This window comes from Methylobacterium gregans, from assembly GCF_022179245.1.
GTDB lineage: Bacteria > Pseudomonadota > Alphaproteobacteria > Rhizobiales > Beijerinckiaceae > Methylobacterium > Methylobacterium gregans.
The window spans coordinates 22,496-47,708 of record NZ_BPQM01000093.1; the positions used below are offsets into that span (position 1 = coordinate 22,496).

The 25,213-nt window shown below is 72.3% G+C and carries 26 protein-coding genes and 1 riboswitch; of the genes, 19 read left to right on the forward strand and 7 right to left on the reverse strand.

The window, feature by feature from the left end; all coding sequences use genetic code 11:
• Positions 1–72: 72 nt before the first annotated feature.
• Positions 73–1,269, forward strand: a complete 1,197-nt coding sequence (locus tag MFF54_RS18320) for a lytic murein transglycosylase (protein ID WP_238304252.1) — start codon at positions 73–75, stop codon at positions 1,267–1,269.
• Positions 1,270–1,297: 28 nt separating this feature from the next.
• Positions 1,298–1,510, forward strand: a complete 213-nt coding sequence (locus tag MFF54_RS18325; RefSeq protein ID WP_238304253.1) for a hypothetical protein — start codon at positions 1,298–1,300, stop codon at positions 1,508–1,510.
• 28 nt (positions 1,511–1,538) lie between these two features.
• Here MFF54_RS18325 and MFF54_RS18330 read toward each other — a convergent pair whose 3' ends face one another.
• On the reverse strand, positions 1,539–1,742 hold the full coding sequence (locus MFF54_RS18330; protein ID WP_238304254.1) for a hypothetical protein: 204 nt from the start codon (positions 1,740–1,742) through the stop codon (positions 1,539–1,541).
• 156 nt (positions 1,743–1,898) lie between these two features.
• Entirely contained in the window at positions 1,899–2,300 is a 402-nt protein-coding gene (gene rplS / locus MFF54_RS18335) for a 50S ribosomal protein L19 (protein WP_238304255.1), read from the reverse strand.
• A gap of 226 nt (positions 2,301–2,526) precedes the next feature.
• Between rplS and MFF54_RS18340 the strand changes: the two genes are divergently transcribed.
• From MFF54_RS18340 to MFF54_RS18395, 12 genes are all read left to right on the forward strand, one after another.
• Positions 2,527–3,093: a NifU family protein gene (locus MFF54_RS18340; protein WP_238304256.1), complete on the forward strand. Its 567-nt coding sequence runs from the start codon at positions 2,527–2,529 to the stop codon at positions 3,091–3,093.
• Positions 3,094–3,246: 153 nt separating this feature from the next.
• Positions 3,247–3,927: a tRNA (adenosine(37)-N6)-threonylcarbamoyltransferase complex dimerization subunit type 1 TsaB gene (gene tsaB, locus MFF54_RS18345; protein ID WP_238304257.1), complete on the forward strand. Its 681-nt coding sequence runs from the start codon at positions 3,247–3,249 to the stop codon at positions 3,925–3,927.
• Positions 3,924–4,445, forward strand: a complete 522-nt coding sequence (locus MFF54_RS18350; protein WP_238304258.1) for a GNAT family N-acetyltransferase — start codon at positions 3,924–3,926, stop codon at positions 4,443–4,445. Before tsaB ends, MFF54_RS18350 begins: the two co-directional genes overlap by 4 nt.
• A gap of 22 nt (positions 4,446–4,467) precedes the next feature.
• Positions 4,468–5,331 carry a lysophospholipid acyltransferase family protein gene (locus MFF54_RS18355; protein ID WP_238304259.1) on the forward strand — a complete coding sequence of 288 codons (864 nt, stop codon included), beginning with the start codon at positions 4,468–4,470 and terminating at the stop codon, positions 5,329–5,331.
• 96 nt (positions 5,332–5,427) lie between these two features.
• Positions 5,428–6,765: a tRNA (N6-isopentenyl adenosine(37)-C2)-methylthiotransferase MiaB gene (gene miaB / locus MFF54_RS18360; RefSeq protein WP_238304260.1), complete on the forward strand. Its 1,338-nt coding sequence runs from the start codon at positions 5,428–5,430 to the stop codon at positions 6,763–6,765.
• 69 nt (positions 6,766–6,834) lie between these two features.
• Positions 6,835–7,956 (forward strand): PhoH family protein, encoded by a 1,122-nt coding sequence (locus MFF54_RS18365; RefSeq protein ID WP_370880223.1) that lies wholly within the window; start codon positions 6,835–6,837, stop codon positions 7,954–7,956.
• A 2-nt stretch (positions 7,957–7,958) separates the two neighbouring features.
• Complete coding sequence (gene ybeY, locus MFF54_RS18370; RefSeq protein ID WP_238304261.1) at positions 7,959–8,495, forward strand: rRNA maturation RNase YbeY; 537 nt, start codon at positions 7,959–7,961, stop codon at positions 8,493–8,495.
• A 33-nt stretch (positions 8,496–8,528) separates the two neighbouring features.
• Positions 8,529–9,662 carry a hemolysin family protein gene (locus tag MFF54_RS18375; protein WP_238304262.1) on the forward strand — a complete coding sequence of 378 codons (1,134 nt, stop codon included), beginning with the start codon at positions 8,529–8,531 and terminating at the stop codon, positions 9,660–9,662.
• A 66-nt stretch (positions 9,663–9,728) separates the two neighbouring features.
• Positions 9,729–11,426 (forward strand): apolipoprotein N-acyltransferase, encoded by a 1,698-nt coding sequence (lnt, locus tag MFF54_RS18380; protein ID WP_238304263.1) that lies wholly within the window; start codon positions 9,729–9,731, stop codon positions 11,424–11,426.
• Positions 11,423–12,598 (forward strand): MFS transporter, encoded by a 1,176-nt coding sequence (locus MFF54_RS18385; protein ID WP_238304264.1) that lies wholly within the window; start codon positions 11,423–11,425, stop codon positions 12,596–12,598. Before lnt ends, MFF54_RS18385 begins: the two co-directional genes overlap by 4 nt.
• A gap of 132 nt (positions 12,599–12,730) precedes the next feature.
• Positions 12,731–13,357 (forward strand): adenylyl-sulfate kinase, encoded by a 627-nt coding sequence (gene cysC, locus MFF54_RS18390; RefSeq protein ID WP_238304265.1) that lies wholly within the window; start codon positions 12,731–12,733, stop codon positions 13,355–13,357.
• A 136-nt stretch (positions 13,358–13,493) separates the two neighbouring features.
• Entirely contained in the window at positions 13,494–14,396 is a 903-nt protein-coding gene (locus tag MFF54_RS18395) for an alpha/beta fold hydrolase (RefSeq protein WP_238304266.1), read from the forward strand.
• Positions 14,397–14,480: 84 nt separating this feature from the next.
• Here the strand turns inward: MFF54_RS18395 and MFF54_RS18400 are convergent, their stop codons facing one another.
• Positions 14,481–16,166: a methyl-accepting chemotaxis protein gene (locus tag MFF54_RS18400; RefSeq protein WP_238304267.1), complete on the reverse strand. Its 1,686-nt coding sequence runs from the start codon at positions 16,164–16,166 to the stop codon at positions 14,481–14,483.
• Here MFF54_RS18400 and MFF54_RS18405 point away from each other — a divergent pair.
• Positions 16,098–16,307, forward strand: a complete 210-nt coding sequence (locus MFF54_RS18405; protein ID WP_238304279.1) for a hypothetical protein — start codon at positions 16,098–16,100, stop codon at positions 16,305–16,307. The two genes, MFF54_RS18400 and MFF54_RS18405, sit on opposite strands and share 69 nt — an antisense overlap.
• A gap of 474 nt (positions 16,308–16,781) precedes the next feature.
• Here the strand turns inward: MFF54_RS18405 and MFF54_RS18410 are convergent, their stop codons facing one another.
• Entirely contained in the window at positions 16,782–18,980 is a 2,199-nt protein-coding gene (locus MFF54_RS18410) for a transglycosylase domain-containing protein (protein WP_238304268.1), read from the reverse strand.
• Positions 18,981–19,276: 296 nt separating this feature from the next.
• On the opposite strand from MFF54_RS18410, the gene MFF54_RS18415 reads away from it, so the two are divergent.
• Complete coding sequence (locus MFF54_RS18415; RefSeq protein ID WP_238304269.1) at positions 19,277–19,555, forward strand: flagellar protein; 279 nt, start codon at positions 19,277–19,279, stop codon at positions 19,553–19,555.
• 3 nt (positions 19,556–19,558) lie between these two features.
• Positions 19,559–19,858: a PilZ domain-containing protein gene (locus MFF54_RS18420; protein ID WP_238304270.1), complete on the forward strand. Its 300-nt coding sequence runs from the start codon at positions 19,559–19,561 to the stop codon at positions 19,856–19,858.
• Between the two features lie 3 nt (positions 19,859–19,861).
• Here the strand turns inward: MFF54_RS18420 and MFF54_RS18425 are convergent, their stop codons facing one another.
• The 3 genes from MFF54_RS18425 to MFF54_RS18435 form a co-directional block, all read right to left on the reverse strand.
• The gene (locus MFF54_RS18425; protein ID WP_238304271.1) at positions 19,862–20,977 is read right to left on the reverse strand and encodes an acyltransferase family protein; all 1,116 of its coding nucleotides are present in this window, start codon (positions 20,975–20,977) and stop codon (positions 19,862–19,864) included.
• 98 nt (positions 20,978–21,075) lie between these two features.
• Positions 21,076–21,447, reverse strand: coding sequence for an HNH endonuclease family protein (locus MFF54_RS18430; protein WP_238304272.1), 372 nt, complete (start codon positions 21,445–21,447; stop codon positions 21,076–21,078).
• A gap of 41 nt (positions 21,448–21,488) precedes the next feature.
• Positions 21,489–22,331, reverse strand: a complete 843-nt coding sequence (locus tag MFF54_RS18435) for an alpha/beta hydrolase (RefSeq protein WP_238304273.1) — start codon at positions 22,329–22,331, stop codon at positions 21,489–21,491.
• Between the two features lie 188 nt (positions 22,332–22,519).
• Positions 22,520–22,629: riboswitch (TPP riboswitch) on the forward strand.
• Positions 22,630–22,702: 73 nt separating this feature from the next.
• On the opposite strand from MFF54_RS18435, the gene thiC reads away from it, so the two are divergent.
• Both thiC and MFF54_RS18445 read left to right on the forward strand, forming a co-directional pair.
• The gene (thiC, locus tag MFF54_RS18440; protein WP_238304274.1) at positions 22,703–24,592 is read left to right on the forward strand and encodes a phosphomethylpyrimidine synthase ThiC; all 1,890 of its coding nucleotides are present in this window, start codon (positions 22,703–22,705) and stop codon (positions 24,590–24,592) included.
• A gap of 206 nt (positions 24,593–24,798) precedes the next feature.
• Complete coding sequence (locus MFF54_RS18445) at positions 24,799–25,173, forward strand: hypothetical protein (protein ID WP_238304275.1); 375 nt, start codon at positions 24,799–24,801, stop codon at positions 25,171–25,173.
• Positions 25,174–25,213 lie beyond the last annotated feature (40 nt).

Consider the following 25,213-nt stretch of genomic DNA (forward strand, 5'->3'; position numbering starts at 1 on the left):
AGGTCGCTCACGGTTCCTTTACCTTGATGCCGCCTTGAATGGGCGGCATCCGAGACCGCAAGGAGCCGCCTGATGACGACGACGCCGCGCGCCACGATCCTGCCCTTGCTGGGGCTTGCCGGGATGCTGGCGGCCGTGCCCGCCCGCGCGAGCTTCGATGCCTGCCTCGCCGGCATCCAGGCCCAGGCGGCCCAGCAGGGCGTCTCGGCCCAGGCCTTCCGGGCGGCGACCGCGGGCATCAGCTTCGACGACAAGGTCATCGAGCTCTCCCAGGCCCAGCCCGAGTTCAAGACGCCGATCTGGGACTACATGGCCGCCCTCGTGGACGAGGAGCGGGTCGAGGACGGGCGCGCCGCCATGCGCCAGCACGCGGCGGCGCTCGCCCAGGCGGAGGCGCGCTACGGCGTCGACCGGCACACCATCGCGGCCGTCTGGGGCGTCGAATCGAATTTCGGCAAGAACCTCGGCAAGATGCCGCTGGTGCAGTCGCTCGCCACCCTCGCCTGCTCGGGCAACCGGCGCCGGGACTTCTTCCGCGGCGAATTGCTCGCCACCCTCAAGATCATCGCCCACGGCGACATCGCGCCCGAGCGCCTGACCGGCTCCTGGGCCGGCGCCTTCGGGCAGACCCAGTTCATGCCCACCACCTACCAGCGCCTCGCGGTCGACCTCGACGGCGACGGGCGCCGCGACGTGGTCGATTCGGTGGCCGACGCGGTGGGCTCCACGGCGAACTTCCTGCGCGCCGCCAAGTGGCACAACGGCACGCCCTGGGGCTACGAGGTGCGCCTGCCGCGCGGCTTCAACGTCGCGGCGGCCGGCCGCAAGAACAAGCACGCGGTCGGCCACTGGGCCTCGCTCGGCGTCACCCGGGTGGACGGCCGCCCGCTCACCGGCGAGGGGCCGGCCGGGATCATCGCGCCGGCCGGCATCGACGGCCCGGCCTTCTTGGTGACGAAGAACTTCGACGCGATCTACTCCTACAACGCGGCCGAATCCTACGGGCTCGCCATCGCGGTCCTCTCCGACCGGCTCCGCGGGCGCCCCGGCGTCCAGGCCGAGTGGCCGACCGACGACCCGCCGCTGTCCCGCGCCGAGCGCCGCGACCTGCAGGTTCGCCTGACCCGCCGCGGCTACGACGTCGGCGAGCCGGACGGCAAGGTCGGCCAGAAGACCCGCGACGCGATCAAGGCGGTCGAGCGCGAGCTCGGCATGCCCCAGACCGGCCGCCCGGGCGGCAAGGTGCTGGAGGCGCTGCGGCGGGGGTGAGAGGCCAGGGAAGCGGGCGCCGCGCCGCGTGGCGACCGCCGCGAATGACGATCTCGCCGTCGCCTACCCGATGGGTGATCGCGTAGGGATAGGGCGACACGACGATCCGGCGCGTGCCAGCTCGCTTGGTCGCCTGTCCCGCGAGCGGATGGTCCGGCAGGAGCTGAATCACGGCCTGGATGCGCTGCTGCACGCTGCGCGCGCCCTGTGGGTGATGTGGTCGAGGATCCGTTCGAGCTGACGGGCTGCCGGCCGCGAGAAGCGCAGCCTCACAAGCCGTGCTTCGCCCAGATGGCCCGGATCTCCGCGTCGGTCGCGAAATCGCCGCTCGCCTCGGCGGCCTCCGCTTCGTCGAGTTCCGCTTCCTCCTCGGGCGATGGTGTGTAGACCGGCCGATCCGCGCCGGCGTAGGCGAGCACGAGGCGCGCGATCTCGTCCTGCATCGTGGCGGGAAGTTCCTGGGCCCGCCCCATCGCTCGCGTAAGCAGCTTCGTCGTCCGTGCCTGCCGGGCATTCGCTTTCGCGGGGCTCGTACACGCGCCGCGGCCAAAGAAAAACCCGCCCCGGACGGACCGGCGCGGGCTTGCCTCGCGGGTGCCGCCCGGAGAGGGCGGCGTATCCCAACAAAATTACTCGGCGGCGGCCGGAGCGGCGGGGGCCGCCTTCGGGGCCTTGTTGCGCTCGACGCGCTCGACGATGCGGGCCGACTTACCGCGGCGGTCGCGCAGGTAGTACAGCTTGGCCCGGCGCACCTTGCCGCGGCGGGCCACCTTGATCGAGTCGATCATCGGGGAGTGCACCGGGAAGACGCGCTCGACGCCCTCGCCGTAGGAGATCTTGCGGACCGTGAAGCTCTCGTTGAGGCCGCCGCCCGAGCGGGCGATGCAGACGCCCTCGTAGGCCTGGACGCGGGTGCGCTCACCCTCCTTCACGCGGACGTTCACGATCAGGGTGTCGCCCGGCTCGAAGTCCGGAATGGTCTTGGCGAGGCGCGCGACTTCCTCGCGCTCCAGCTGCTCGATGATGTTCATGGCAATGCTCCAGCCGTTGCGTCCCGGATCCCCGGATGGGATCGGCACGCCAGGATTTCGGCGATCCTGTTGTGAGTTGGCGCTGCCGTTACAGGATCGGGGCCGGTTTGTCGAGGCGGCCGCCGCGGTTGAGAAAATCCTGGGTCCGGGCCACATGAGAGGCGGCGCACGCGGCGCCGTTCCCGGCCGGCCTTGAACCGGCGCAGCGGACGAGGATCTTTTCGCGATGTTCATCCAGACCGAAGCCACCCCGAACCCCGCCACCCTGAAGTTCCTGCCAGGCCGCGTGGTCCTGCCCGAGGGCACCTTCGAGGCCAAGGACGCGGACGGCGCCGCCCGCTCGCCGCTGGCCTCCCGCCTGTTCGGGGTGCCGGGAGTCGCCGGCGTCTATTTCGGGCACGATTTCATCTCGGTCACCAAGGCCGAGGGCGACGACAGCTGGCCGCAGGTGAAGCCCGCCGTGCTCGGCGCCATCATGGAGCACTTCCAGTCCGGCGCGCCGGTGCTGGAGGACGGGGTCGACGCCGCCGACGACACCTCCGAGGAGTTCTACGACGCGGCCGACCACGACACGGTCGTCACCATCAAGGACCTGCTGGAGACCCGGGTGCGCCCGGCTGTGGCGGGCGACGGCGGCGACATCACCTTCCGGGGCTACAAGGAGGGCGTGGTCTACCTGGAGATGAAGGGCGCCTGCTCGGGCTGCCCCTCCTCCACCGCGACGCTCCGCCAGGGCGTGCAGAACCTGTTCCGCCACTTCCTGCCGCAGATCCGCGAGGTCCAGGCGATCTGAGCCGTCGCCGCAGGCGAAGCCCGCGCGCAACACTCGCGCGCCAACCCTGTGCAAGCACGGCCGCTCCGCCTGACGGGGCGGCCGTTTTGCCTTAGGGTTCTTCCGTTTTCATCGACTGGGCCGGCGGGAGGGCGCCGGCGGACGGGAGTGAGCTTGCGTATCCTGGCCATCGACACGGCGCTCGACCTCTGCTCGGCCTGCGTCCTCGACGACGCCTCCGAGTCGCCCCTCGCGCAGGAGAGCATGGCGCTGGCCCGCGGCCATGCCGAGGCCCTGCTGCCCCTGGTCGAGCGGGTGATGGCCCGCGTCGAGGGCGGCTTCGAGAGCTTGGAGCGGATCGCCGTGACGGTCGGGCCCGGCAGCTACACGGGATTGCGGGTCGGGCTCTCGGCCGCCCGCGCCCTCGGGCTGGCGCTGGGCAAGCCGGTCGTCGGCGTCACCACGCTCTCCGCCCTGCTGACGCCGCTGCTCGCCGCCAACCACGAGGGCACGCTCGCCGCCGCGGTCGACGCCCGCCACGGCGCCGTCTACCTGCTGGCCTTGAGCGCGGGCGAGGGCATCGTGGTGCCGCCCGCCCACATCACCCTCGAGGACGCCGCCGAGCGGCTGGGCGCCGCGCCGGTGACGCTCGTCGGCTCGGGCGCGCCCGCGCTCGCCGCCATGCTCCAGGCCCGCGGCGCGACCGCGACGGTCGCCGACACCGCGGGGCCCGACATCGTCTCGGTCGCCTCCCTCGGCCAAGTGGCGGACCCCGCCCAGGCCCTGCCTCGCCCGATGTATCTGCGCGGGCCCGACGCGCAGCCGCAGGACCATGCCCGGCTCGCCCGCCGATGAGCCGACCCGTCTCCCCGTTCTGGCCCTACGAGTGGTGGCTCTCCTGGTGGGACGCGCTCCTGCCCCAGCCCTACGTCGCGCCGCTCACCGACGCCGCCCAGGCGGGGACGATGGCCCGGCTTCACGCCACCGCCTTCGCCCGGCCCTGGGACGCGCACGAGTTCGAGCGGATGCTGTGCGAGCGCTCGACCCACGCCCACGCTCTCTGGCGCGCCGGCACGCTCCAGGGCTTCATCCTCTCGCGGCAGGCCGCCGACGAGGCCGAGATCCTCACCGTCGTGCTGGCACCCTCCGCCCGCGGCGGGGGCCTGAGCCACCACCTTCTGCGCGAGCACCTCGCGTCGCTCGCCCGCGCCCGCGTCGCCGCGGTGCATCTGGAGGTCGACGAGGGCAACGCGCCCGCGCTGAAGCTCTACGCCCGGCACGGCTTCGTCCGGGTCGGGCAGCGCACCGGCTACTACCTGAAGGCGGACGGAAGCCGCGCCACCGCGCTCACGATGCGGGCGGACCTCGCGTGATCGTCCGGACGAGGCTCCCGCGGTGACGCGGCTCGGCATCGCCGCCCGCCTGCTGGTGATGGCCCTGGCCTTCTGCCTTCTCGTCGGTCCGCACTGGCTGAGCCTGCGCCTCGGGCGCCCCTCCGGCCGGGCGCCGGTGCTGTTCCACCGTCTGTTCCTCCGGCTCTTCGGCGTGCGGGTGACGCAGAGCGGCACCCCGCCCCGGCCCGGCGAGCCGGCCCTGGTGCTGGCCAACCACGTCTCCTGGCTCGACATCGTGGCGTTGGGCAGCCTGCGCCCGCTTTCCTTCGTGGCGAAATCCGAGATCGCCGGCTGGCCGGTGATCGGCTGGTTCGCGGTGCTGCAGCAGACCCTCTTCATTGACCGGGCGCGCCGCGGGGCGACCGCCGAGGTCAATCGGGCGCTGGGGCAGCGCCTCGCGGCGGGCGAACTGATCGTGCTCTTCGCCGAGGGCACGACCGGCGACGGCACCCGGCTGCTGCCGTTCCGCTCCTCGCTGGTCGGCGCCGCCCGCACGGCCATCGAGGCCGAGGAGGGCCGGCTGCCACATCTGCGCCTGCAGCCGCTGGCGCTCGCCTATCCGCGCCGCAACGGCCTGCCGGTGACGCGCGGCGAGCGGCCGGACGTGGCGTGGTACGGCGACATGGAGCTGGCGCCCCACCTTGCGACCTTCCTGCGCGAGGGCCCCATCGACGTGCACGTGGTATGGGGCGCGCCCATCGCCTTCGAGGCCGGCACCGACCGCAAGCGCGCGACCGCCCAGGCCGAGGCGGCCGTGCGGGGCGCCCTGCGGGAACTGCGGGCCGGGACGCCTCAGGCCGGCGCCGCGGTCGGGGCGCGCCCCTCCGACGAACCCGTGCCGACCGGCGATCTGGCGCCGGTCTGAGCCGCCGCGACGCGCGGTGAAATCTGTGCTAGAGCCCGCCTCCCGGCCGCACGGACAGTTTCGCGGCCGGTCGACGGACAAGCGGGACCGGACGCGTTGAAGAAAGCCTTCGTCAAATCCTACGGCTGCCAGATGAACGCCTACGACGCCGCCCGCATGGCGGACGTGCTGGGCGCCGAGGGCTACGCGCCGACCGACACCGTGGAGGATGCCGACGTCGTCGTCCTCAACACCTGCCACATCCGCGAGAAGGCCGCCGAGAAGGTCTATTCTGAGCTCGGGCGCCTGCGCGAGCTGAAGGGCGAGCGGAAGCGCGCCGGCCTCGACACCCGCATCGTGGTGGCGGGCTGCGTGGCGCAAGCCGAGGGCGCCGAGATCGTCAGCCGCCAGCCGGCCGTCGACGTGGTGGTGGGCCCCCAGAGCTATCACCGCCTGCCCGACCTCATCGCCCGCTCGCGCGAGCGCCGCATCGTCGACACCGAGTTCCCGGTCGAGGACAAGTTCGACCACCTGCCGGCGCGGCGCAACCGCGGCGTCACCGCCTTCCTCACCGTGCAGGAGGGCTGCGACAAGTTCTGCGCCTTCTGCGTGGTGCCCTACACCCGCGGCGCCGAGGTCTCGCGCTCCGTCGCGGCGGTCGTCGGCGAGACCGAGACGCTCGTGGCCGAGGGCGTGCGCGAGATCACCCTGATCGGCCAGAACGTGAACGCCTATCACGGCCTCGGCGCCGACGGCGCGGCCGCCACCCTGCCCGACCTGATGCGGGCGGTGGCCGCCATCCCGGGCGTGGCGCGCATCCGCTACACCACGAGCCACCCGAACGACATGGCGGACGATCTTGTCCGGGCGCATGCCGAGATCCCGGCCCTGATGCCCTACCTGCACCTGCCGGTGCAGTCGGGCTCGGACCGCATCCTCAAGGCGATGAACCGCAAGCACACGGGCGATCAGTACCGCCGCCTGATCGAGCGCGTGCGGGCGAGCCGGCCGGACATCGCCCTGTCGTCCGACTTCATCGTGGGTTTCCCCGGCGAGACCGACGCGGATTTCGCCGACACGATGCGGCTCGTGGAAGACGTCGGCTTCGAGAGCGCATTCTCGTTCAAGTACAGCCCGCGCCCCGGCACCCCCGCGGCCGAGCGGGCCGACGCCGTGCCGGAGGCCGTCAAGTCCGAGCGCCTCGCCGCGCTCCAGGCGCTGCTCGACCGGCAGCGCCACGCCTACCAGCGCGCCGCCGAGGGGCAGGTGGTGGACGTTCTGGTCGAGAAGGCCGGCCGCCATCCGGGCCAGGTCGCCGGCAAGACGCCGCACATGCTGGCCGTCCATTTCGAGGCGCCGGCCTCGACCATCGGCAGCGTCGTCGCGGTCCGCATCCGCGAGGCGGGGGCGAACAGCCTCTACGGCGAGCTGGTGCAGCGGGCCGCGGCCGCGTGAGGCGACACCGCGCCCCTCCCGTCGCGCGCGGGAGGACTTATCTACGTCCCGTCACCAGAGGACCTGCCTTTGACGCCATCTGACGGTTCGGCCGGGCGGGGCGCGCCGCGCCCCCGGAGCGCCGGCCCCCGCGGCCCCTACGAGACCGCCGAGATCTCGCTGACCTTCGACGACAACCGCCTCGCGAGCCTCGTCTTCGGCCAGTACGACCAGAACGTCGCCCATATCGAGCGCCGCCTGGAGGTGACCGCGACCGCGCTCGGCAACCACCTCGTGGTGAAGGGCCCGCCGGACGCCGCCGAGCTCGCCCGCCGCGTCTTCGAGAAGCTCTACGACCGCGCCCGCGCGGGCGGCCCGCTGACCCTCGGCGACGTCGACGGAGCGATTCAGGAAGCGACCGTGCAGGGCAGCCTGTTCCCGACCGCCGAGATCCCGGCCGATACCGGGAACGGCAACGGTTCCGGCGGCAACGGCCAGCATTTCGAGCAGATCGCCACGCGCCGCCGCGGCGCGGTCCGTGCCCGCAACGCCGCGCAGGACGCCTATATCCGGGCGCTGCGCACCAACGAGCTGGTCTTCGCCGAGGGGCCGGCCGGTACCGGCAAGACCTGGCTCGCGGTCGGGCACGCGGTCTCGCTCCTGGAGCAGGGCCATGCCGAGCGGCTGATCCTGTCGCGTCCGGCCGTCGAGGCGGGCGAGCGCCTGGGCTTCCTGCCGGGCGACATGCGCGAGAAGGTCGATCCGTATCTGCGCCCGATCTACGACGCCCTCTACGACTTCATGGAGGCGCGCCACGTCGACCGCGGTCTGCAGACCGGCATCATCGAGATCGCGCCGCTGGCCTTCATGCGCGGGCGGACCCTCACCAACGCCGTGGTGCTGCTCGACGAGGCGCAGAACACCACCTCGATGCAGATGAAGATGTTCCTCACCCGGCTCGGCGAGGGCTCGCGCATGATCGTGACGGGCGACCCGAGCCAGATCGACCTGCCGCCGGGCCAGAAGTCCGGCCTCGTGGAGGCGGTCTCGGTTCTCGACGGCGTCGAGGGGATCGGGCGGATCACCTTCAAGGACGTGGACGTGGTGCGCCACGACCTCGTCCGCCGCATCGTCACCGCCTACGAGCGCTCCGCGCACGGCGAATCGGAGGCCGACCGCAATCCGAACCCGCGCCGCCGCCCCCTCGCCTGACCATGCCGCAGACGGAGATTGAGAGCGGGACCGAGATTGATGTGGCGGTCGAGGACGCGCGCTGGGCGGAGGCTCTGCACGACCTCGATGCCCTGGTGATTCGCGCCGTCGAGGCGGGGATAGCCGCCGCTCCCGAGCGGCTCGCGGGCGCCCTGGAGGTGAGCGTGCTGCTCGCCGACGATGCCGCCGTGCAGGAGCTCAACCGCACGTGGCGCGGAAAGGACAAGCCCACGAACGTGCTCTCCTTTCCGGCGGCCCCCCAGCCGCGCCATGCGGGCGTCGCGACGCCCCTCGGCGACGTGGTTCTTGCGTATGACACGGTGCTGCGCGAGAGTGCGGAGCAGTCGAAGCCGTTCCGCGACCACCTCGCGCATCTCCTCGTTCATGGCACCCTGCACCTGCTCGGACAGGACCACGAGACCGGCGAGGCCGAGGCCGACGCCATGGAAGCGCTCGAGATCGCGGCTTTGGCCGGGCTCGGGATCCCGAACCCCTACGCCGAAGAACGCTCCGATGAGCCCCCCGACGCGCCTCCTTGAGCGCTCGGCGACCTCACCCCAGACCCGGACGACATGACCAACGATCGAAGTCGCGGCGCGGCCCAGGCCGCGCCCAGCACCCTCGAAGGCGACCAGGGCCAGGCGCGCGAGCCCTGGTACGACCGCCTTCTCCAGGCGCTTCACCTGAAGCCGCGCGACAGCCTCCGCGACGACATCGAGGACGCGCTCAGTGAGCCCGATTCGGCCGAGAACGGGTTCTCACCCTACGAGCGCGCGATGCTCAAGAACGTGCTCGGCCTGCACAAGGTGCGGGTCGACGACGTGATGATCCCCCGGGCCGACATCGTCGCGGTCTCGATCGAGACGAGCCTCGGCGACCTGCTGCGCCTGTTCCGCACCGCCGGCCATTCCCGTCTGCCGGTCTACGGCGAGACGCTGGACGACCCTCGGGGCATGGTCCACATCCGCGATTTCGTCGACCATATCGCGGCTCGGGCCGAGGCGGAGGCCCGGCGGGGCTCGCCCGTGCCGGGCGCGCAGGCGGCGGCGCTCGCGGGCACGGCCGATCCGGAGAGCCCGGATGCCCGCACCCGGCGCGGGGCCGCCCGCGCGCTGCGCATGCTCAACCTCGGCAACGTGGACCTCTCGGCGACGCTGGCCTCCACCGGGATCCAGCGCCCGGTCCTGTTCGTGCCGCCCTCGATGCCGGCCATCGACCTCCTGGTCCGCATGCAGGCCCAGCGCACCCACATGGCGCTCGTCATCGACGAGTACGGCGGCACCGACGGGCTGATCTCGATCGAGGACCTGATCGAGATGGTGGTCGGCGACATCGAGGACGAGCACGACGTGGCCGAGGGCCAACTCGTGCAGCGCCTCGACGGCGAGGCCGAGATCTTCGTGGCGGACGCCCGCGCCCCGCTCGCCGAGGTCTCGGAGGCGACCGGCGTCGATCTGGTGGCGGCCGTCGGCGAGATGGCCGAGGAGATCGACACCCTCGGCGGCATGGTGGTGACGCTGGCCGGCCGCGTGCCCGCCCGCGGCGAGACCATCAGCGGGCCGGGCGAGCTGGAATTCGAGGTGCTCGACGCCGACCCGCGCCGCCTCAAGCGCCTGCGCTTCAAGCGCGGCCCTGCCCGGATCGAGGCGGTGGTGCCGCTGGCACTCCCCCCGCCCGCCGCGGTCGCGGAGCCGCCGCGGGCGTAATCGAGGCGGCGTCACGCTTTCGGCGCCTTTTCCCGGCCAAGGGATCCGTCTACGGGTCCCGGACCGATGGCACTGACGCTTCCTCTCCACAGCCGCACCGCCGCACATCCCGCTGACGGGCCGCGCGGGAGAGCGGGGCTCCTGCGCCCGATCCTGCGCCTCACCGGATGGCGCCGGCTCGGCCTCGCCTGGCTCGCGGGTGCGCTCGCCGCGCTCGCCATGCCGCCCTTCGGCATCCTGCCCGCCCTCGCCCTCTCGCTGAGCCTTGCCGTCTGGCTCACGGACGCCGCCGCCGCGAACCGACCGGCGCTCCGGCGCCTCCTGCCCTGCGGCCTCGTCGGCTGGGCCTGGGGCTTCGGCTATCTCACTGCCGGGCTCTGGTGGCTCGGCGCGGCCTTCCTGGTCGAGGCCGAGGAGTTCGCCTGGGCGATGCCGCTCGGCGTCGTCGGCCTGCCCTTCGGGCTCGGCCTGTTCTACGGCGCGGGCTTCGCTGCGGCCGGCGCGCTCTGGGTCCGCGGCCCCGGCCGGATCGCGGCTCTCGCCTTCGGGATCGGCGCGGCCGAGTGGCTGCGCGGGCATATCCTGACGGGCTTTCCCTGGAACACGCTCGGCATGGCTCTCGGCCAGGACCTCCGGCTGATGCAGGCGGCGAGCGTCGTCGGGCTCTACGGGCTCACCGTCCTCGCCGTGCTGGTCTGCGCCGCGCCGGCGACGCTTGCCACCGGCTCGAACCCGCGCAGCCGCTTCGGGCCGAGCCTTGCCGCCGCCATCGTTCTGGCGGCGCTCGCCCTCTACGGGGCGTGGCGGGTCGATCCGGCGCCCGATCCGGTGGTGGCGAACGTGCGCCTGCGCCTCGTGCAGCCGAACCTGCCCCAGGACGCCAAGTTCCGGCCCGAGAACCGCGACGACATCGTCGAGCGCTACGTCGAGCTGACCCAGCGTCCGCCCGAGCCCGGCGAGCCGCGTCCGACGCACATCGTCTGGCCGGAATCGGCCTTCCCGTTCCTGATCCAGCGCGACCCGGACGCGCTCGCCAAGGTCGGCGCCGGGCTGGAACCCGGCCAGATCCTGCTCACCGGCGCGGCCCGGGCCGACGAGCCGCTGCCGGGCGAGCGCCTGCGCTACTACAACGCCATCCTGGCGATCGAGCCGGGCGGACGGATCACGGACAGCTACGACAAGGTCCACCTCGTGCCCTTCGGCGAGTATCTGCCGGCGCCCCTCGACTGGCTCCTGCGGGCGGTCGGCCTGCGCCAGTTCGTGGCGATCCCCGGCGGGTTCACGGCGGGCGAGCGGGCGGCCCAGCGCATCCTCACCGTGCCGGGCCTGCCGCCCGTCGCCCCCACGATCTGCTACGAGGCGATCTTCCCCGGCGCGGTGCTGCCCCCCGACGCCGCGCAGGCGGCCGGCGCGGGCCCGGGCCTGATCCTGAACGTCACAAACGACGCCTGGTTCGGCGACACGCCGGGCCCCCGCCAGCACCTCGCCCAGGCGCGCCTGCGCGCCGTCGAGGAGGGCCTGCCCCTGGTGCGCGATGCCAATACGGGCATCTCGGCGGTGATCGACCCGCACGGGCGCGTCACCGCGAGCCTGCCCCTCGACAAGGAGCGGGTCCTCGACGCCGATCTTCCCGCGCGCCTCGTCGGCGGCACCCTCTACGGCCGGCTCGGCGACCTGCCCTTCGGGCTGATGCTCGCCGCCTGCCTCCTGGGCGCCTTGCGGGCCCGAATGCGCGCAGGCATGCGCACCGGGATGCGCGCATGAATGCTGCAGTGAGGGCGCCGCACCCGCTGGTTCTCGGGTGCGGCCTGATGCTGGTTGCGTTCAATCTGCGCCCGGCACTGACCACGGTCGGGCCGCTGCTCGCCGCGATCCGCGGGGAGACGGGCCTCGGCGCCGCGGGCGCCTCCGTGCTCACCACCCTGCCGGTGCTGTTCCTCGGTCTCGCCTGTGTGCTCGCTCCCGCGATCGGGCGGCGCCTGGGGCCGGATCGCGGTATCCTGCTGGCCGCCGCGATCGTCGCGGCGGGGCTGGCGCTGCGGGCGCTCGGCGGCCTGGGGCCGCTGTTTGCCGGGGCCTGCATCGCAGCGTTGGGCATCGGGCTCGCGGGCGTGCTGATCCCGGGCCTCGTCAAGCGCGAGTTTCCGGGACGCGCCGGTCTGATGACCGGCCTCTACACGATGACGCTCTGCCTCGGCGCCGCCGCGGGCGCCGGCCTCACCGTGCCGCTTCAGGGCCTGTTCGGCGGGGACTGGTCGCTGGCGCTCGCCGCCTGGGCGGCACCGGCCCTGCTCGCCGCGCTCGCCTGGGCGCCGCTGGCCCGGCCGGCCACGCCCGTTCCTGCCGCGGCGCCCGGCCGGGCGATCTGGCGCGAGTCGCTCGCTTGGCAGGTCACAGGCTTCATGGGCCTGCAATCCTCCCTCGCCTACATCCTGTTCGGCTGGGTCCCGCTGGTGCTGCACGACCGGGGCCTCAGCACCGTCGATGCCGGGTTCGTCGCGGCTCTGATGAGCGTCGGTCAGGCGCCGGCCGCCCTGCTGCTGCCCACCCTCGCCGCGAAGCTCAAGGACCAGCGCGGGGCGGCGCTCGGCATCGTGGGGCTCACCGTCGCCTGCTACCTCGCGGTCGTGCACGGGCCCGTCGCGCTGCTGGTCCCGGCAACGCTCGCCCTCGGCTTCGGGATCGGCGGCTGCTTCGGGCTGGGGCTCACCATCATCGTGCTGCGCGCGCGCGACACGCAGGGCGCAGCCGCGCTCTCGGCCATGGCGCAGGGCGTCGGCTACACCAGCGCCTCGCTGGGGCCCCTCGGTTTCGGCCTCGCCCACGAGGCCTTCGGCGGCTGGGCCGCCTCCTCGCTGCTCTTCTGTGCTCTGGCCGCGGGTGCCGCCCTCTGCGCGCTCGGTGCCGGCCGCGCCCGGCAGATCGGCTTCGCGTGAGGGCCCTGCGGAAAACACTGGTTTCGTTCGCCGGGCGGGTTGCCTAAAAGGCAATCCATTCCACGCGTCGCATACACCCGAAGATCCAGCGTCCGCGCCGACGCCGGAGAGACCGACCCAGAGATCGCACCCTTGTCCCAGCCCCAGTTCGCCGAGCGTCCCACCCGCTCCGACAACCTGACCTGGCACACCCTGCAGCCCCGCGAGGAGCGCTGGCGGGCGCTGGGCCAGCGGCCGGCCATCGCGTGGTTCACGGGCCTGTCGGGGGCCGGCAAGTCGAGCATCGCCAACGCCGCCGACCGCGCGCTGACGGAGGCGGGCCGCCACACGATGGTGCTCGACGGGGACAACCTGCGCCACGGACTCAACCGCGATCTCGGCTTCAGTGCCGCCGACCGCGCCGAGAACATCCGCCGCGCCGCCGAGACCGCCCGGCTGATGGCCGAGGCCGGGCTCGTGGTCGTGGTCTCGCTGATCTCGCCCTTCCGCGAGGAGCGCGCCATGGCCCGCCGCATCGCGGGCGACGTCCCGTTCCTCGAGGTCTTCATCGACACGCCGCTCGCGGTCTGCGAGGCGCGCGACCCGAAGGGGCTCTACGACCGGGCGCGGGCCGGCAAGATCCCGGACTTCACCGGCATCTCGGCCCCCTACGAGGCGCCCGAGGCGCCGGACCTCGTGATCCGCACGCAGGGGCTCGCGGTCGAGGACTCGGCCGCCGCGCTGATCCCGCCGCTCCTGCGCCTCAGCGCGGCGGCCTGAGCCCGGCGATCCGTGCGGCCTCACATCCGCACGGGCACATCCGCACGGGATCATCGGTCCGCGGGCGCTCCGCGCCCTTCCGATCTCCGCGGCGCTCCGCTACGCCCGTCCCGGCTCCCGCGACGATGGGTGGATCATGACGAAGGCGGATCCCTTCCTGGCCGGCTTCACGCTGCAGGACATCGATGCGGGCGGCGTCCGAATCCGCGCCGCGACCGGCGGCTCGGGCCCGCCCCTCCTGCTGCTCCACGGCCACCCGCAGACCCACAGCACGTGGCACGCGGTGGCCCCTCACCTCGCCCGGCGCTTCAGCGTGGTGGCGATGGACCTGCGGGGCTACGGCGATTCCGAGAAGCCGGAGGGCGGCCCCGGCCACGCCAACTACGCCAAGCGCGCGATGGCGGCGGACGCGGTCGCCGTGATGCGCGCGCTCGGGCACACGCGGTTCGCGGTGGTGGGCCACGACCGGGGCGGGCGCGTCGCGCACCGCTTGGCGCGCGACCATCCCGACGTGGTGGCGCGGCTCGCCCTCTTCGACATCGCGCCGACCGCGACCATGTACGCGCGCACCGACAAGGCTTTCGCGACCGCCTATTTCTGGTGGTTCTTCCTGATCCAGCCCGCGCCGCTGCCGGAGCGCCTGATCGGCGCCGACCCGGAATTCTTCCTGCGCACCCATGTGGACGGGCAGTCGAAGACGCCCGGCAGCCCGTCTCCGGAACTCTTCGCCGAGTATCTCAGGGTCTACCGCGATCCGGCGACCCGCCACGCGATCTGCGAGGATTACCGGGCGGCGGCGACGATCGATCTGGAGCACGACGCCGCCGACGCCGACCGGCGCATCGCGGTGCCGCTGCTGGCGCTCTGGGGCGCGAAGGGGACGGTTGGCCGGACCTACGACGTGCTGGCGACGTGGCGCGAGAAGGCCGACGACGTGCGCGGCCACGCCCTTGATTGCGGCCACACCCTGCAGGAGGAGCGCCCCGACCTCGTGCTGGCCGCCCTGGAGGACTTCCTCGCGCCCCTTCTGGCCGGTTGAAGGGGCGGGCGCGACGGCGAGACGTGTGCTGCCCGGACGCTCAGGCGTCCGGGCACGGCTCTGTGCGATCCGCCCCGCCGCGGTTCACGCGGCGCGGATCGTCGAGAGGAAGCGCGCCACCTCGGTCGAGAGGTGCGCGGATTGCCGCGACAGCTCGGAGGCGGCGCCGAGGACCTGCGTCGCGGCCGCGCCCGTCTCCTCCGAGGCGCGCGCGACGCTGACGATGTTGCTGGTCACCTCGCTCGTCCCGGTCGAGGCCTGGGCGACGTTGCGCACGATCTCCTGCGTGGCGGCCCCTTGCTGCTCCACCGCCGCCGCGATGCTACCCGCGACCGCGTTGATCTCGCGGATGCGGTCGGCGATGCCCTCGATCGCGCCGACGGCCTGTTCGGTCACGCCCTGGATCTGCCCGATGCGCTGCCCGATCTCCTCGGTCGCGCGCCCGGTCTGGTTGGCGAGCTCCTTCACCTCTGCGGCGACCACCGCGAAGCCGCGTCCGGCCTCTCCGGCGCGCGCCGCCTCGATCGTGGCATTGAGGGCCAGCAGGTTGGTCTGATTCGCGATATTCGAGATCAGACCGATCATCGTGCCGATCTGGTCCGCCGACTGGCTGAGCTCGTTGACGAGACGCGTGGTCTGGTCCGCGGCGCTCGCCGCCTGCTGCGCCAGGGTCGAGGAGCCCGAGACCTGTCGGCCGATCTCCTGAACCGATACGCCCAGCTCCTCCGCCGCGGCCGCGACGGTGTGGACGTTGGCGGCCGCTTCCTCGGCCGCGCCCGCGACGGTCACCGTCTGCTCGGCGGTTTCGGTGGCCGTGCCGGACATGCTCTGCGCGGTCGCCTGCAATTCCGTCGCGGCCGAGGTCACGGAGCCGATGATCCCGCTCACCGCCGCCTCGAACCCGTCGGCCATCTGGCGCATGCCGGCCTTGCGCTGCTCCTCGGCGGAGGCGCGGGCGAGCGCCGTCTCCGCCTCGAGCTGGCGGGTGCGGATCAGGTTGTCCTTGAAGACCTGCACGGCCGCCGCCATCGCGCCGATCTCGTCCTGCCGCCCGTCGTAGGGGACGGCGCCGCTGACGTCGCCGGCCGCGAGGCTGCCCATGGTGCCCGTGATGCGGACGATGGGGCGGGAGATGCGGAGGAAGCCGAGCACGGCCGCGCCGATCGCCGAGAGGGTCGCCAGGATCATCGCGATGATGGCCGCGAGCGAGGCGGCCTCCGCGCTCGCGGCCGCCGCATCGGCATCCGCCTGCGCGCCGTCGCGGTTGAGCAGGAGGCTCTCCTCAAGGGTCGCCGTGGCCTCGTTGTAGAGCTTGAGAATGCTGGGACCGATGAATTCCGCCGTCGCCTCCTCGCGGTGACCGGCTTCAAGCCGGCCCAGCATGCTCCGGCTCGCGTCCTCGTAGCGCCCCCACAGTGCGGCGAACCTGTCGTACAGGGCGCGCTCCTTCTCCGAGGAGATCAGAGCCCGGTAGCCCCTGCGGGCGTCCGCCATCGTGTCCTGCGCCGTCTCGTAGAGCTTCCGGTTGGCCGCGATGCTGCTCTGATCCGCCCAGGTCGTGACGAGGCGGTACTGCCGCAGCCGGACTTTGTTCGCCGCGATGTTGATCTCGTTCAGAGCGGCGATGGAGGGCAGCCAGTTTCCGGCGATCTCCTTCACGTCCTGTCGGATCGCCGACAGCTTGAGGAGCGACACGGTTCCTTGACCGGCCGCGATCAGGGCGCTGCCCGCGAACAGGGCGAAGAGGGTGGTTTTGAGGGACAAGCGCATGGAAGGACCGCCGCGTATGACATCAATCCCGCTGCAGCGAACGGATCGGAAGAGCTGATTGACCATCAGAAGATCTGTCGTTGCGGGTTAACAAACGGTAAAATCGAAATTGTTCCATCGCCAGAGTTTCATGAAAACTGAATTCCGGATAGACGGCAGCAATAAGAATAAAAACAGAGTCTAGCCAAATAAGCACGGTCCGTGCGTCGTCCGTCGCGCTCCCCGGTCTGGGTGAGAGCAGGAGCACCTTCTGCGCGGGCCTGTACCGAGGGGGCGGCCGCTCCGGACACGCTGATCGCCGATATGCGGCTCGCGTTAGCCGCTGGCGGACGTCATGAACCTGCTACGAAAACGCGTGGGACTCGGCGCCGGGCAGGCCTCACCGCAGGCGTGTGCGGGCATGAGGAAAGCGCTGGATCGAGGCGGTGCGGACACGGCGATGCGCGGCGCGGCTCGTCATGGACGTTTCCGCTGGCCGGCGCGTTCCCCGCCATCCGCGGCCGGGGCAAGACGCCGGATGGAGGCTGCCGCGGCCGGCGTGATCGCTGCGCGGAGAGCGCGGAAGACGCCCGGTCGCGCGCCCTCGGCACGCCATGCGCCCTCGGCGCGGCGAACCTATTCCCCGACGCCGAACAGCTTCTCGAAGAAGTTGCGGTCGTCCTGGGGCTGGGCCTGCCGGCGGCGGGGTTGCGGCTGCGCCGGCTGCGGGTTGGTGCCGAAGATCTGGCCGAGGATCTCCTCCGGCCCGCCCGCCGTCGCCACGGAGGCCGTGGTCGCCGCTTCGGGGGCTTTGCGCCAGCGGTTCATGCCGGGCAGCGGCACCGGTGTCTGACCTTTGAGCGCCACGCTCATGTAGGTCTTCCAGATCTCGACCGGCAGGTTGCCGCCCGACGCCTTCTTGGTCGGCTCGCCGTCGTCGTTGCCGAGCCACACACCTGTGACGAGCGTGCCCGAGTAGCCGATGAACCACGCGTCGCGAAAATCCTGGCTGGTGCCGGTCTTTCCGGCGAGGTCCCAGCCCGCGATGTCCCCCTTGCGCGCCGTGCCCGAGACGAAGGTTTCGTGCATCATCGCGTTCATCATGCCCACCGCGTTCGGGTCGATGACCCGTCCGAGGCCGCCCTCGCCCCGCCGATACAGCACCTTGCCGTCCGCGCTCTTCACTGTGGCGATGACGTAGGGAATCACGCCCGTGCCGCCGTTGGCGAAGGCCCCGTAGGCGCCCACCATCTCGAGCGGCGTCACCTCGGAGGTGCCGAGCGCGATCGAGCCGTTCGCCTGGAGCGGCGACGAGATGCCGAGGCGCTGGGCCGTCTGCACCACCGCCTTCGGACCGACCTCCTGGCCGAGGCGCACCGCGACCGTGTTGAGCGATTGCGCCAGGGCGCTCCGGAGCGTCACCGGCCCCTCGTAGCGATGCGAGTAGTTCTCGGGCTGCCAGTTTCCGATCTTGATCGGGGCGTCCTCGCGCACACTGTCGGGCGTCGCGCCCCGCTCCACCGCTGCGAGGTAGACGAAGGGCTTGAACGAGGAGCCGGGCTGGCGCTTCGCGGTGGTGGCCCGGTTGAACTGGCTCTGGGCGTAGTCGCGCCCGCCGATCAGGGCGCGGATCGCGCCGTCCGGCTTCATCGAGACCAGCGCGCCCTGGTGGACGTTGTAGCGGGTGCCCTGCTTGTTGAGCTCGTCCGTGAGCGCCCGCTCGGCGGTGGCCTGCAGGCTGGTATCGACGGTCGTCTGCACCACGATGTCGCTCTCGAACTTGCCGACGAAATCGTCGAGCACGTCCATCACGAGGTCGGCGACGTAGTTGGCCGAGCCGCCGCCCCGGCTGCCCGCGGGCTTGGCCGGCTGGGCCAGCGCCACCTTGACGTCCTGGGCCGGCACGAAGCCGAGTTCCTGCATGGCCGCGAGCACCTGGGCGGCGCGCGCCTGGGCCGCGGGCAGATTGCGGTTCGGGGCGAGCCGGGACGGGGCCTGGACGAGGCCGCCGAGCATCGCCGCCTCGGCGAGGCTCACGCTCTTGGCGGGCTTGCCGAAATAGCGCTGCGCCGCCGCCTCGACGCCGTAGGCGCCGGCGCCGAAATAGACCCGGTTCAGGTAGAGTTCGAGGATCTCGTCCTTCGAGTACGTGTGCTCCAGCCACAGCGCCAGGATCGCTTCCTGGATTTTTCGCGATGCGGACCGCTCCGGGGTTAGGAACAGGTTCTTGGCGAGCTGCTGCGTCAACGTCGAGCCGCCCTGCGCGACCCCGCGCCGGGTCAGGTTCTGCGCCACGGCGCGAGCGATGCCGACCGGGTCGACGCCGAAATGGGAGTAGAAGCGCCGGTCCTCGATCGCCACGAAGGCGCGCGGCAGGTAGGTCGGCAGCTCCTTGATCGAGACCACGCGCCCGCCGGTCTCGCCGCGATTGGCCATGAGCGAGCCGTCGCTCGCCAGGATCGCGATGTTGGGCGGCCGCTTCGGCACGGCGAGCTGGTCGATCGGCGGCAGCTGCGAGGCGTGGTAGGCGACGAGGCCGGCGATCCCGATCACCGCCCAGAGGCCGAGGACGACGCAGCCGTAGACCAGCCGGCCGAGGAGCGAGCCGCGCCGCTTCTTCGGCTTCCGGACCGGGCTGCCGGCCGGACCGCGCTTGGGCGCGCCGCCGTTGCCCGAGCCGCGCTTGGCCCCGCCGTCTCGCCCCGATGCCGCCACGCCGCCTCCCGCCCGATCCTGGCGGGACAGGCGCAGGTCGAGGGTGCCGGGCGCCGCGACGCGGCCTTCCGGCACGTCGAAGTTCGGCTCGCCCCGGTCCCGTCCGCGTCCGTTCGCCATGCCCGTGTCTGGTCCTGCGGCTGTGCCGGCTCGCGTCCGGCGCCGGCCCGTGACCCTGCTACGGCACCGTAAATGCGGCGGGTTTAAGAGGTCTTTACCATCGGGGCGGCCGGGCGAGCGGTCGCCAGCCCCCGCGATCTGCTCCGCAAACGACCCTACAAGCGCCTTGCAGACAATGCGCACGGGACGAGGCGCCGATGCGTCGAATGCGAGCGAGTTTCGCAAGCCGCGGTTGAAGGATTGCGGCGTCGATAGGCCTCTTGCGGATCCCTGCCGGGATCAGGACGGGGGCTACGATGATCGATGCCGTACAGAGCGCGGCCGGCGGCATGGCTGCCGCCCAGGCGCGCTTCACCGAGGCCGCCGTGCAGGTCGCCCGCATGCGGGCCGGCCCCTCCGGCACCGGGCAGCCCACCGGGCCATCTCCCGGAACCGACCTGCCGACGGCGGCGCGGATCGAGCTGTCGCAGGCAGCCCAGGAGATCGCCGCGTCGCGGGCGGACTTCGCCGCCAACGCCGCCGTTGCCCGCGCCGCGGACGACACGACACGGCGTCTCCTCGACGTGAGAGCTTGATCCATGGGTGCCCTGAACCTCGTAGCCGACTGCGCGCCACGCCTTCCGGCGGAGCCCGCCGAACGTCGCGCCTCCCCCCGCACGCGCGTCGACGAGAGCGGGCTCATCGCCGTGGACGAGCACACCTCCCTGGCCTGCCTGATCTACGATCTCTCCGAGCACGGCGTGCGGCTGGTCTCGCTTGACCCGGCCTGTGTGCCGGAAGTCTTCGTGCTCGCGGCGCGGCCCTTCGCCGAGCCGCGGGTCTGCCGGGTGGTGTGGCGCGGCGCCGAGGAGATCGGCGCCCGCTTCGCGGCGCCCTGAGCGTTACGGGCCGCCAGCTCCGAGATGCGCCGGCTGCGAGGAGATCGGCGCGTCGGGCCGTCCGGCCGCGCCGGTTCCGGCGAGGTGGAGGGCGTGCGGGCGCCGGAAGAGGAAGGAGAGCCGCGTGCCGCGGACCAGCCGCTCGACGATGAGCGGCACCAGCGCCGCGCTCGCCGTGACGACAAGGGAGGCCACGCCGACATCCGTGATCAGGCCGGTCTCGACGATGAGCGCGCGCGTGACCGCCATCGGCAGGAAGAAGGCGAGATAGATCGCGATCGAGCGGTTGCCGCAGTCGCGCAGGGCCCGCGCGACCGGCCCTCCCGACGCGGTCAGCAGCACCGCGAGCGCCACCAGGGCCAGGGCTCCGGCGCCTCCGAGCAGGAGTCCCACGCCCGGCAGGCTCGCCAGCGCCGGCGAGCCCGGCCCCGCGCTCGGCGTCAGGGCGAGGCCTCCCTGGGCAAGCGCCCAGAGCGCGAGGGCGCCGAGGACCGAGCCGGGACGCGCCCGGACCGTTTCCGCGAGGGCGAAGATCCGCCCGGCGAAGAGGTAGCCCGCGACGAAGAACACGTAGCGGGCGCAGAACTCTTCCACGAGGTAGGAGGGCGTCTGGAGGGGGAAGACCTGCAGCAGCGCCGCCGCCCCGAGCAGAGCCGGGCCGGGCAGCCGCCGCAGCAGCTTCGTCACCACCGAGAACACGGCGAGGAGGTAGATGAACCACAGCGAGGCGTAGGGCTCGACGAGCGCCAGCGCGAGGTGGCGCAGGAACGCCGCCGGGCCTCCCTCCCCCGCGATCTCGCCGTACTTCACCACCGACTGGATCAGCAGCCAGAGTCCGTAGAAATAGGCGAAGTGCACCACCCGCTTGTCGGCGAATGGGCGCCAGCCCCGTCCGATCACCCGGCCGAGGAACAGGCCCGAGAGCAGGAAGAAGGCCGGGATCCGGAAGGGCTGCGCGAAGGCCACGAGCGGGTGCAGGAAGCCCTCGCCGCCCATCGCGACGCCCGTGCCGAGCGTCGCGTGCATCGTCACGACGAGCAGGATGCAGAGGCCCTTGGCCACGTCGACCCAGGCGAGCCGCAGGTTGTCTTCCGGTGTCGTTCCGGCTCCCGGACCCATCCGCGCCTCCTCACCCCCGATAAGCAACCGGCCGCCATGCGCATCGTGCCAGGATTCGCGGCCCGGGCGCAGCGTTGGGTGAAGACTTGGTTAAGGCGCTACCGGTCCCGCCGGGCGCCGCGGCGCTCCCGAGTCGTGCGCGTGGCGGTGTGGAAGTCGTCGGGCTTGGTGCGGACCCAGGCGAGGAAGCGGGCGATCTCGGGATCCGCCCGCAGGGCCGAGACGTCGGCGAGCCGCCGGGCGATCTCGGCCTCGCTGTAGCGGGCGTGGATCGCCGAGTGGCAGATCTGGTGCAGCCGCACCGTGCCCCTGTGCGTGCCGCCCTTCAGCTTCGGCGTGAGGTGATGCAGGCTGGAGCGCGCGCCCGGCGGGATCGGCCGGTCGCAGAGCGGGCAGATTACCGGCGCGGCTGCCAGCGGCCCGTGCGTCGCCGGATCGTCGTCGCGCCACCTGCGGTCCCGTCTGCCCAATCCGCGCCTCCCGACCGCACATATGGTGCGGGGCGCCCGGTTCAGCGGGCCTCGGCCGCCGCGGCATCGGGACACGTGCGCGGGCGCGCGAACAGGGCGGCGGCCTCCGCGTCGCGCGCGCCCAGGATGCTGACATGGTCGCCCGGGATCAGCGCGAACCGGGCCTCGCCGGCCTCCGCCAGCCGGCGGCCGAGCGCGGCCGGCACGACCGGGTCGTCCGTTCCGTGTACGATCAGGATCGGGCCGGGAAGCTCCGCGATGCGCTGGTCCGACCGGTAGGTGTCGCGCAGGAGCCAGCCCGGCACCCCCGGGAAATGGACGCGCGCGGCCGAGACCATCGAGTCGAACGGCGCCTCCAGGTAGAGGCCGGCCGGCGCGTCGGCCCGCTGCAGGCGCGCCGCGACCGCGACCGCCACCGCCGCTCCAAGCGAGTGGCCGTGCAGCAGGATCGGGCTGCCGGGCGCCCGCGCGCGCGCCTCGGCCACAGCCGCGAGCCCGTCGGCGATCAGCCCGTCCTCGGAGGGCGCGCCGGTCGAGCCGGGATAGCCGCGATAGGCCGGGGCCAGCACGCCCCAGCCTGCGGTGCGCCAGGGATCGGCGGCGAAGCGCTCCGCGTGGAACTCCGGCATCGAGGCGTTGCCGTGGAAGCTCACCACCACGCCGCAGCCCGGGCGCGGTGCCCGCCAAAGGGCGTAGAGCCGCTCCCCATCCGGGGTCTCGGCGCGGATGGCAGCGGTTCCCGGCGGTACCGTTCGCTCGCCCGGGGGGGCGGCGTCCGCATAGGCGCCGGGATAGATCAGCCGCCGCTGGACCAGGGCCAGGGCTCCAACCCCCACCGCGTAGAGGATGGCCGCGGCGGCGAACAGGAGGAGCAGGAGGCGCATCGGGACGCTCGGGCCGGGGGACGCACCTGTTATAGTCCCGCTCGCGCCGCGCACGAGACGCGGAGGGCGCGGCGAAGTGCGGATCCGGCACGATCGCGGATGCGCCCGGCGCTGGTGAGCGGCCACGGCCTGTCAGGCGCGGTCGCACCCGCGCCATTGACAAGGCCCCGTAAACCACGGAGGCTCGCGGCCGTTCCGAGGGGAGCCCCCGTGTGGGGGGCTGAGATTGGGCCCGGCGGCCCTGACCCTTGAACCTGATCCGGCTCATACCGGCGGAGGGACGGGAACCTGCGGCCTGCTTGGCGGGCCGGACTCTCATCGCCCCCTGTCCGGGATTCGGATCGCTCCAAAAAACCAGGGAGAGATCCACGATGAACGCACCCGTCCTGCCCAAAGACGTGAAGGGCGCGCCCGAGAGCGTCACCACCGGCCCGGTTCACGGCTCGCGCAAGGTCTACGCGCCGGTTGCCGGCCGCGACGACATCCGGGTGCCGTTCCGCGAGATCGCGCTGACCGACCCGAACGAGGCGCCGGTCCGCGTCTACGATCCCTCCGGGCCCTACACCGAGACGGATGCGCGGATCGACCTCGGCGCCGGCCTGCCCCAGGTCCGCGAGCCCTGGATCGCCGCCCGCGGCTACGCCACGGCCGAGCCCCGCGCGGTCAAGCCCGAGGACAACGGCTTCGCCTCCGCCGACAAGCTGGTCGCCGCCTGCCCGGCCGAGCGCACGCTGCGCAAGGCCGCGCCGGGCCAGATGGTGACCCAGTACGAGTTCGCCCGCGCCGGGATCGTCACCGAGGAGATGATCTACGTCGCCCATCGAGAGAACCTCTGTCGCGAAGAGATGCTGGAGCGGGCCGAGGCCGCGCTCGCGGACGGCGAGAATTTCGGCGCGGCGGTGCCGGCCTTCATCACCCCCGAATTCGTGCGCGACGAGATCGCCCGCGGCCGAGCCATCATTCCGGCCAACATCAACCACACCGAGCTGGAGCCGATGGCGATCGGCCGGAACTTCCTGGTCAAGATCAACGCCAATATCGGCAACTCGGCCGTCACCTCCTCGGCGGCTGATGAGGTCGAGAAGCTGGTCTGGTCGATCCGCTGGGGCGCCGACACGGTGATGGACCTCTCGACGGGGCGCAACATCCACAACATCCGCTCGTGGATCGTGCGGAACTCCCCCGTGCCGATCGGCACCGTGCCGATCTACCAGGCGCTGGAGAAGGTCGGCGGCGACCCGCTCAAACTCGACTGGGAGGTCTTCAAGGACACGCTGATCGAGCAGGCCGAGCAGGGCGTCGACTACTTCACGATCCACGCCGGCGTGCGCCTCGCCCACGTGCCGCTGACCGCGCGCCGCGTCACCGGCATCGTCTCGCGCGGCGGCTCGATCATGGCGCGCTGGTGCCTCGCCGGGCACCGCGAGTCGTTCCTCTACGAGCGCTTCGATGAGATCTGCGACATCATGCGGGCCTACGACGTGTCGTTCTCGCTGGGCGACGGCCTGCGCCCCGGCTCGATCGCCGACGCCAACGACGCCGCGCAGTTCGCCGAGCTCGAGACCTTGGGCGAGCTCACCAAGATCGCCTGGGACAAGGGCTGCCAGGTGATGATCGAGGGCCCCGGCCACGTGCCGATGCACAAGATCAAGGTGAACATGGAGAAGCAGCTGCGCGAGTGCGGCGAGGCGCCGTTCTACACGCTCGGCCCGCTGACCACCGACATCGCGCCGGGCTACGACCACATCACCTCCGGCATCGGCGCCGCGATGATCGGCTGGTTCGGCACCGCGATGCTCTGCTACGTCACGCCAAAGGAACATCTCGGCCTGCCGAACCGCGACGACGTGAAGACCGGCGTGATCACCTACAAGATCGCCGCCCACGCCGCCGATCTCGCCAAGGGCCACCCGGCCGCGCAGCTGCGCGACGACGCCCTGTCGCGGGCGCGGTTCGACTTCCGCTGGGAGGACCAGTTCAACCTCTCCCTCGATCCCGACACGGCGCGCAGCTACCACGACGAGACCCTGCCGAAGGACGCCCACAAGGTCGCCCATTTCTGCTCGATGTGCGGGCCGAAATTCTGCTCGATGAAGATCACGCAGGATCTGCGCGCCGAGGTGCTGGCCATGGAGGAGGCGGGCGCGGTGATCCACACGGCGCCCGTCATGTCCGAGGCCCAGCGCGAGGCCGGCATGAAGGCGAAGTCCGAGGAGTTCCTGGCCGAGGGCGGCAAACTCTACGTCGACGCCGCCGAGTAGGCGGGTCGAACAATTCCTGAGCGGGAGGGCGGCGGGTTCCGATAGGCGCCCGCCGCCTTTTTTGTGCTCGGTCCGAGCCCGTACAATTTCTCCGCTGCCGGTCACCGCGCGTTAACGGTTCTTCCGAAAGCCCCCGCCCGCGTTAAAGCCGCGGTCATCATCCGGGCGCCAGATGGAGCTCAGTAATCTATCGGAGGCCCATGGCCATGAGCGAGATCGGCAGCGTGCAACCGGCGGAACGGCCGGCGCCCGTCGTCGCGCCCGTCCCGGCTGCCCCGCCGGCGCGCGCGGTCGCGGCAGAGCCCGAGCGCACCCCGCTGGAGCCGGCGGTGAAGCTCGACCTGAGCGCGGACGCGGACACCCCCTCCCCGGCGCCGACGGAGGCGGATTACCGCGCGCAGTACGTGCGCGACGCCGAGGCGCGGCAGATGGTCTATCAGGTGGTCGATCCGGCCTCCGGCGACATCGTCGTCCAGCTGCCGAGCGTGACGGTGCTGAAGGCCCGCGCCTACGCGGAGCGCGAGGCCGCGCAGACGGCGCGTTCCGGCACCCAGCCGGCGCAGGTCGACCGGACGGCCTGACGGCGCCGGTCTTTCGGTCTGCAAACGAAGAGGGCCGGGG

What these genes read in the sequence shown, in the direction of transcription:
- MFF54_RS18435 (WP_238304273.1), bottom strand. Translation starts at nt 22,331, where the DNA reads ATGCGCCTCCTGCTCCTCCTGTTCGCCGCCGCGGCCATCCTCTACGCG.
- MFF54_RS18445 (WP_238304275.1), top strand. Translation starts at nt 24,799, where the DNA reads ATGAGCGAGATCGGCAGCGTGCAACCGGCGGAACGGCCGGCGCCCGTC.
- MFF54_RS18415 (WP_238304269.1), top strand. Translation starts at nt 19,277, where the DNA reads ATGATCGATGCCGTACAGAGCGCGGCCGGCGGCATGGCTGCCGCCCAG.
- MFF54_RS18350 (WP_238304258.1), top strand. Translation starts at nt 3,924, where the DNA reads ATGAGCCGACCCGTCTCCCCGTTCTGGCCCTACGAGTGGTGGCTCTCC.
- MFF54_RS18400 (WP_238304267.1), bottom strand. Translation starts at nt 16,166, where the DNA reads ATGCGCTTGTCCCTCAAAACCACCCTCTTCGCCCTGTTCGCGGGCAGC.
- MFF54_RS18420 (WP_238304270.1), top strand. Translation starts at nt 19,559, where the DNA reads ATGGGTGCCCTGAACCTCGTAGCCGACTGCGCGCCACGCCTTCCGGCG.
- ybeY (WP_238304261.1), top strand. Translation starts at nt 7,959, where the DNA reads ATGCCGCAGACGGAGATTGAGAGCGGGACCGAGATTGATGTGGCGGTC.
- thiC (WP_238304274.1), top strand. Translation starts at nt 22,703, where the DNA reads ATGAACGCACCCGTCCTGCCCAAAGACGTGAAGGGCGCGCCCGAGAGC.
- MFF54_RS18385 (WP_238304264.1), top strand. Translation starts at nt 11,423, where the DNA reads ATGAATGCTGCAGTGAGGGCGCCGCACCCGCTGGTTCTCGGGTGCGGC.
- lnt (WP_238304263.1), top strand. Translation starts at nt 9,729, where the DNA reads ATGGCACTGACGCTTCCTCTCCACAGCCGCACCGCCGCACATCCCGCT.
- MFF54_RS18330 (WP_238304254.1), bottom strand. Translation starts at nt 1,742, where the DNA reads ATGGGGCGGGCCCAGGAACTTCCCGCCACGATGCAGGACGAGATCGCG.
- MFF54_RS18375 (WP_238304262.1), top strand. Translation starts at nt 8,529, where the DNA reads ATGACCAACGATCGAAGTCGCGGCGCGGCCCAGGCCGCGCCCAGCACC.
- rplS (WP_238304255.1), bottom strand. Translation starts at nt 2,300, where the DNA reads ATGAACATCATCGAGCAGCTGGAGCGCGAGGAAGTCGCGCGCCTCGCC.
- MFF54_RS18395 (WP_238304266.1), top strand. Translation starts at nt 13,494, where the DNA reads ATGACGAAGGCGGATCCCTTCCTGGCCGGCTTCACGCTGCAGGACATC.
- MFF54_RS18340 (WP_238304256.1), top strand. Translation starts at nt 2,527, where the DNA reads ATGTTCATCCAGACCGAAGCCACCCCGAACCCCGCCACCCTGAAGTTC.
- MFF54_RS18425 (WP_238304271.1), bottom strand. Translation starts at nt 20,977, where the DNA reads ATGGGTCCGGGAGCCGGAACGACACCGGAAGACAACCTGCGGCTCGCC.
- MFF54_RS18320 (WP_238304252.1), top strand. Translation starts at nt 73, where the DNA reads ATGACGACGACGCCGCGCGCCACGATCCTGCCCTTGCTGGGGCTTGCC.
- MFF54_RS18410 (WP_238304268.1), bottom strand. Translation starts at nt 18,980, where the DNA reads ATGGCGAACGGACGCGGACGGGACCGGGGCGAGCCGAACTTCGACGTG.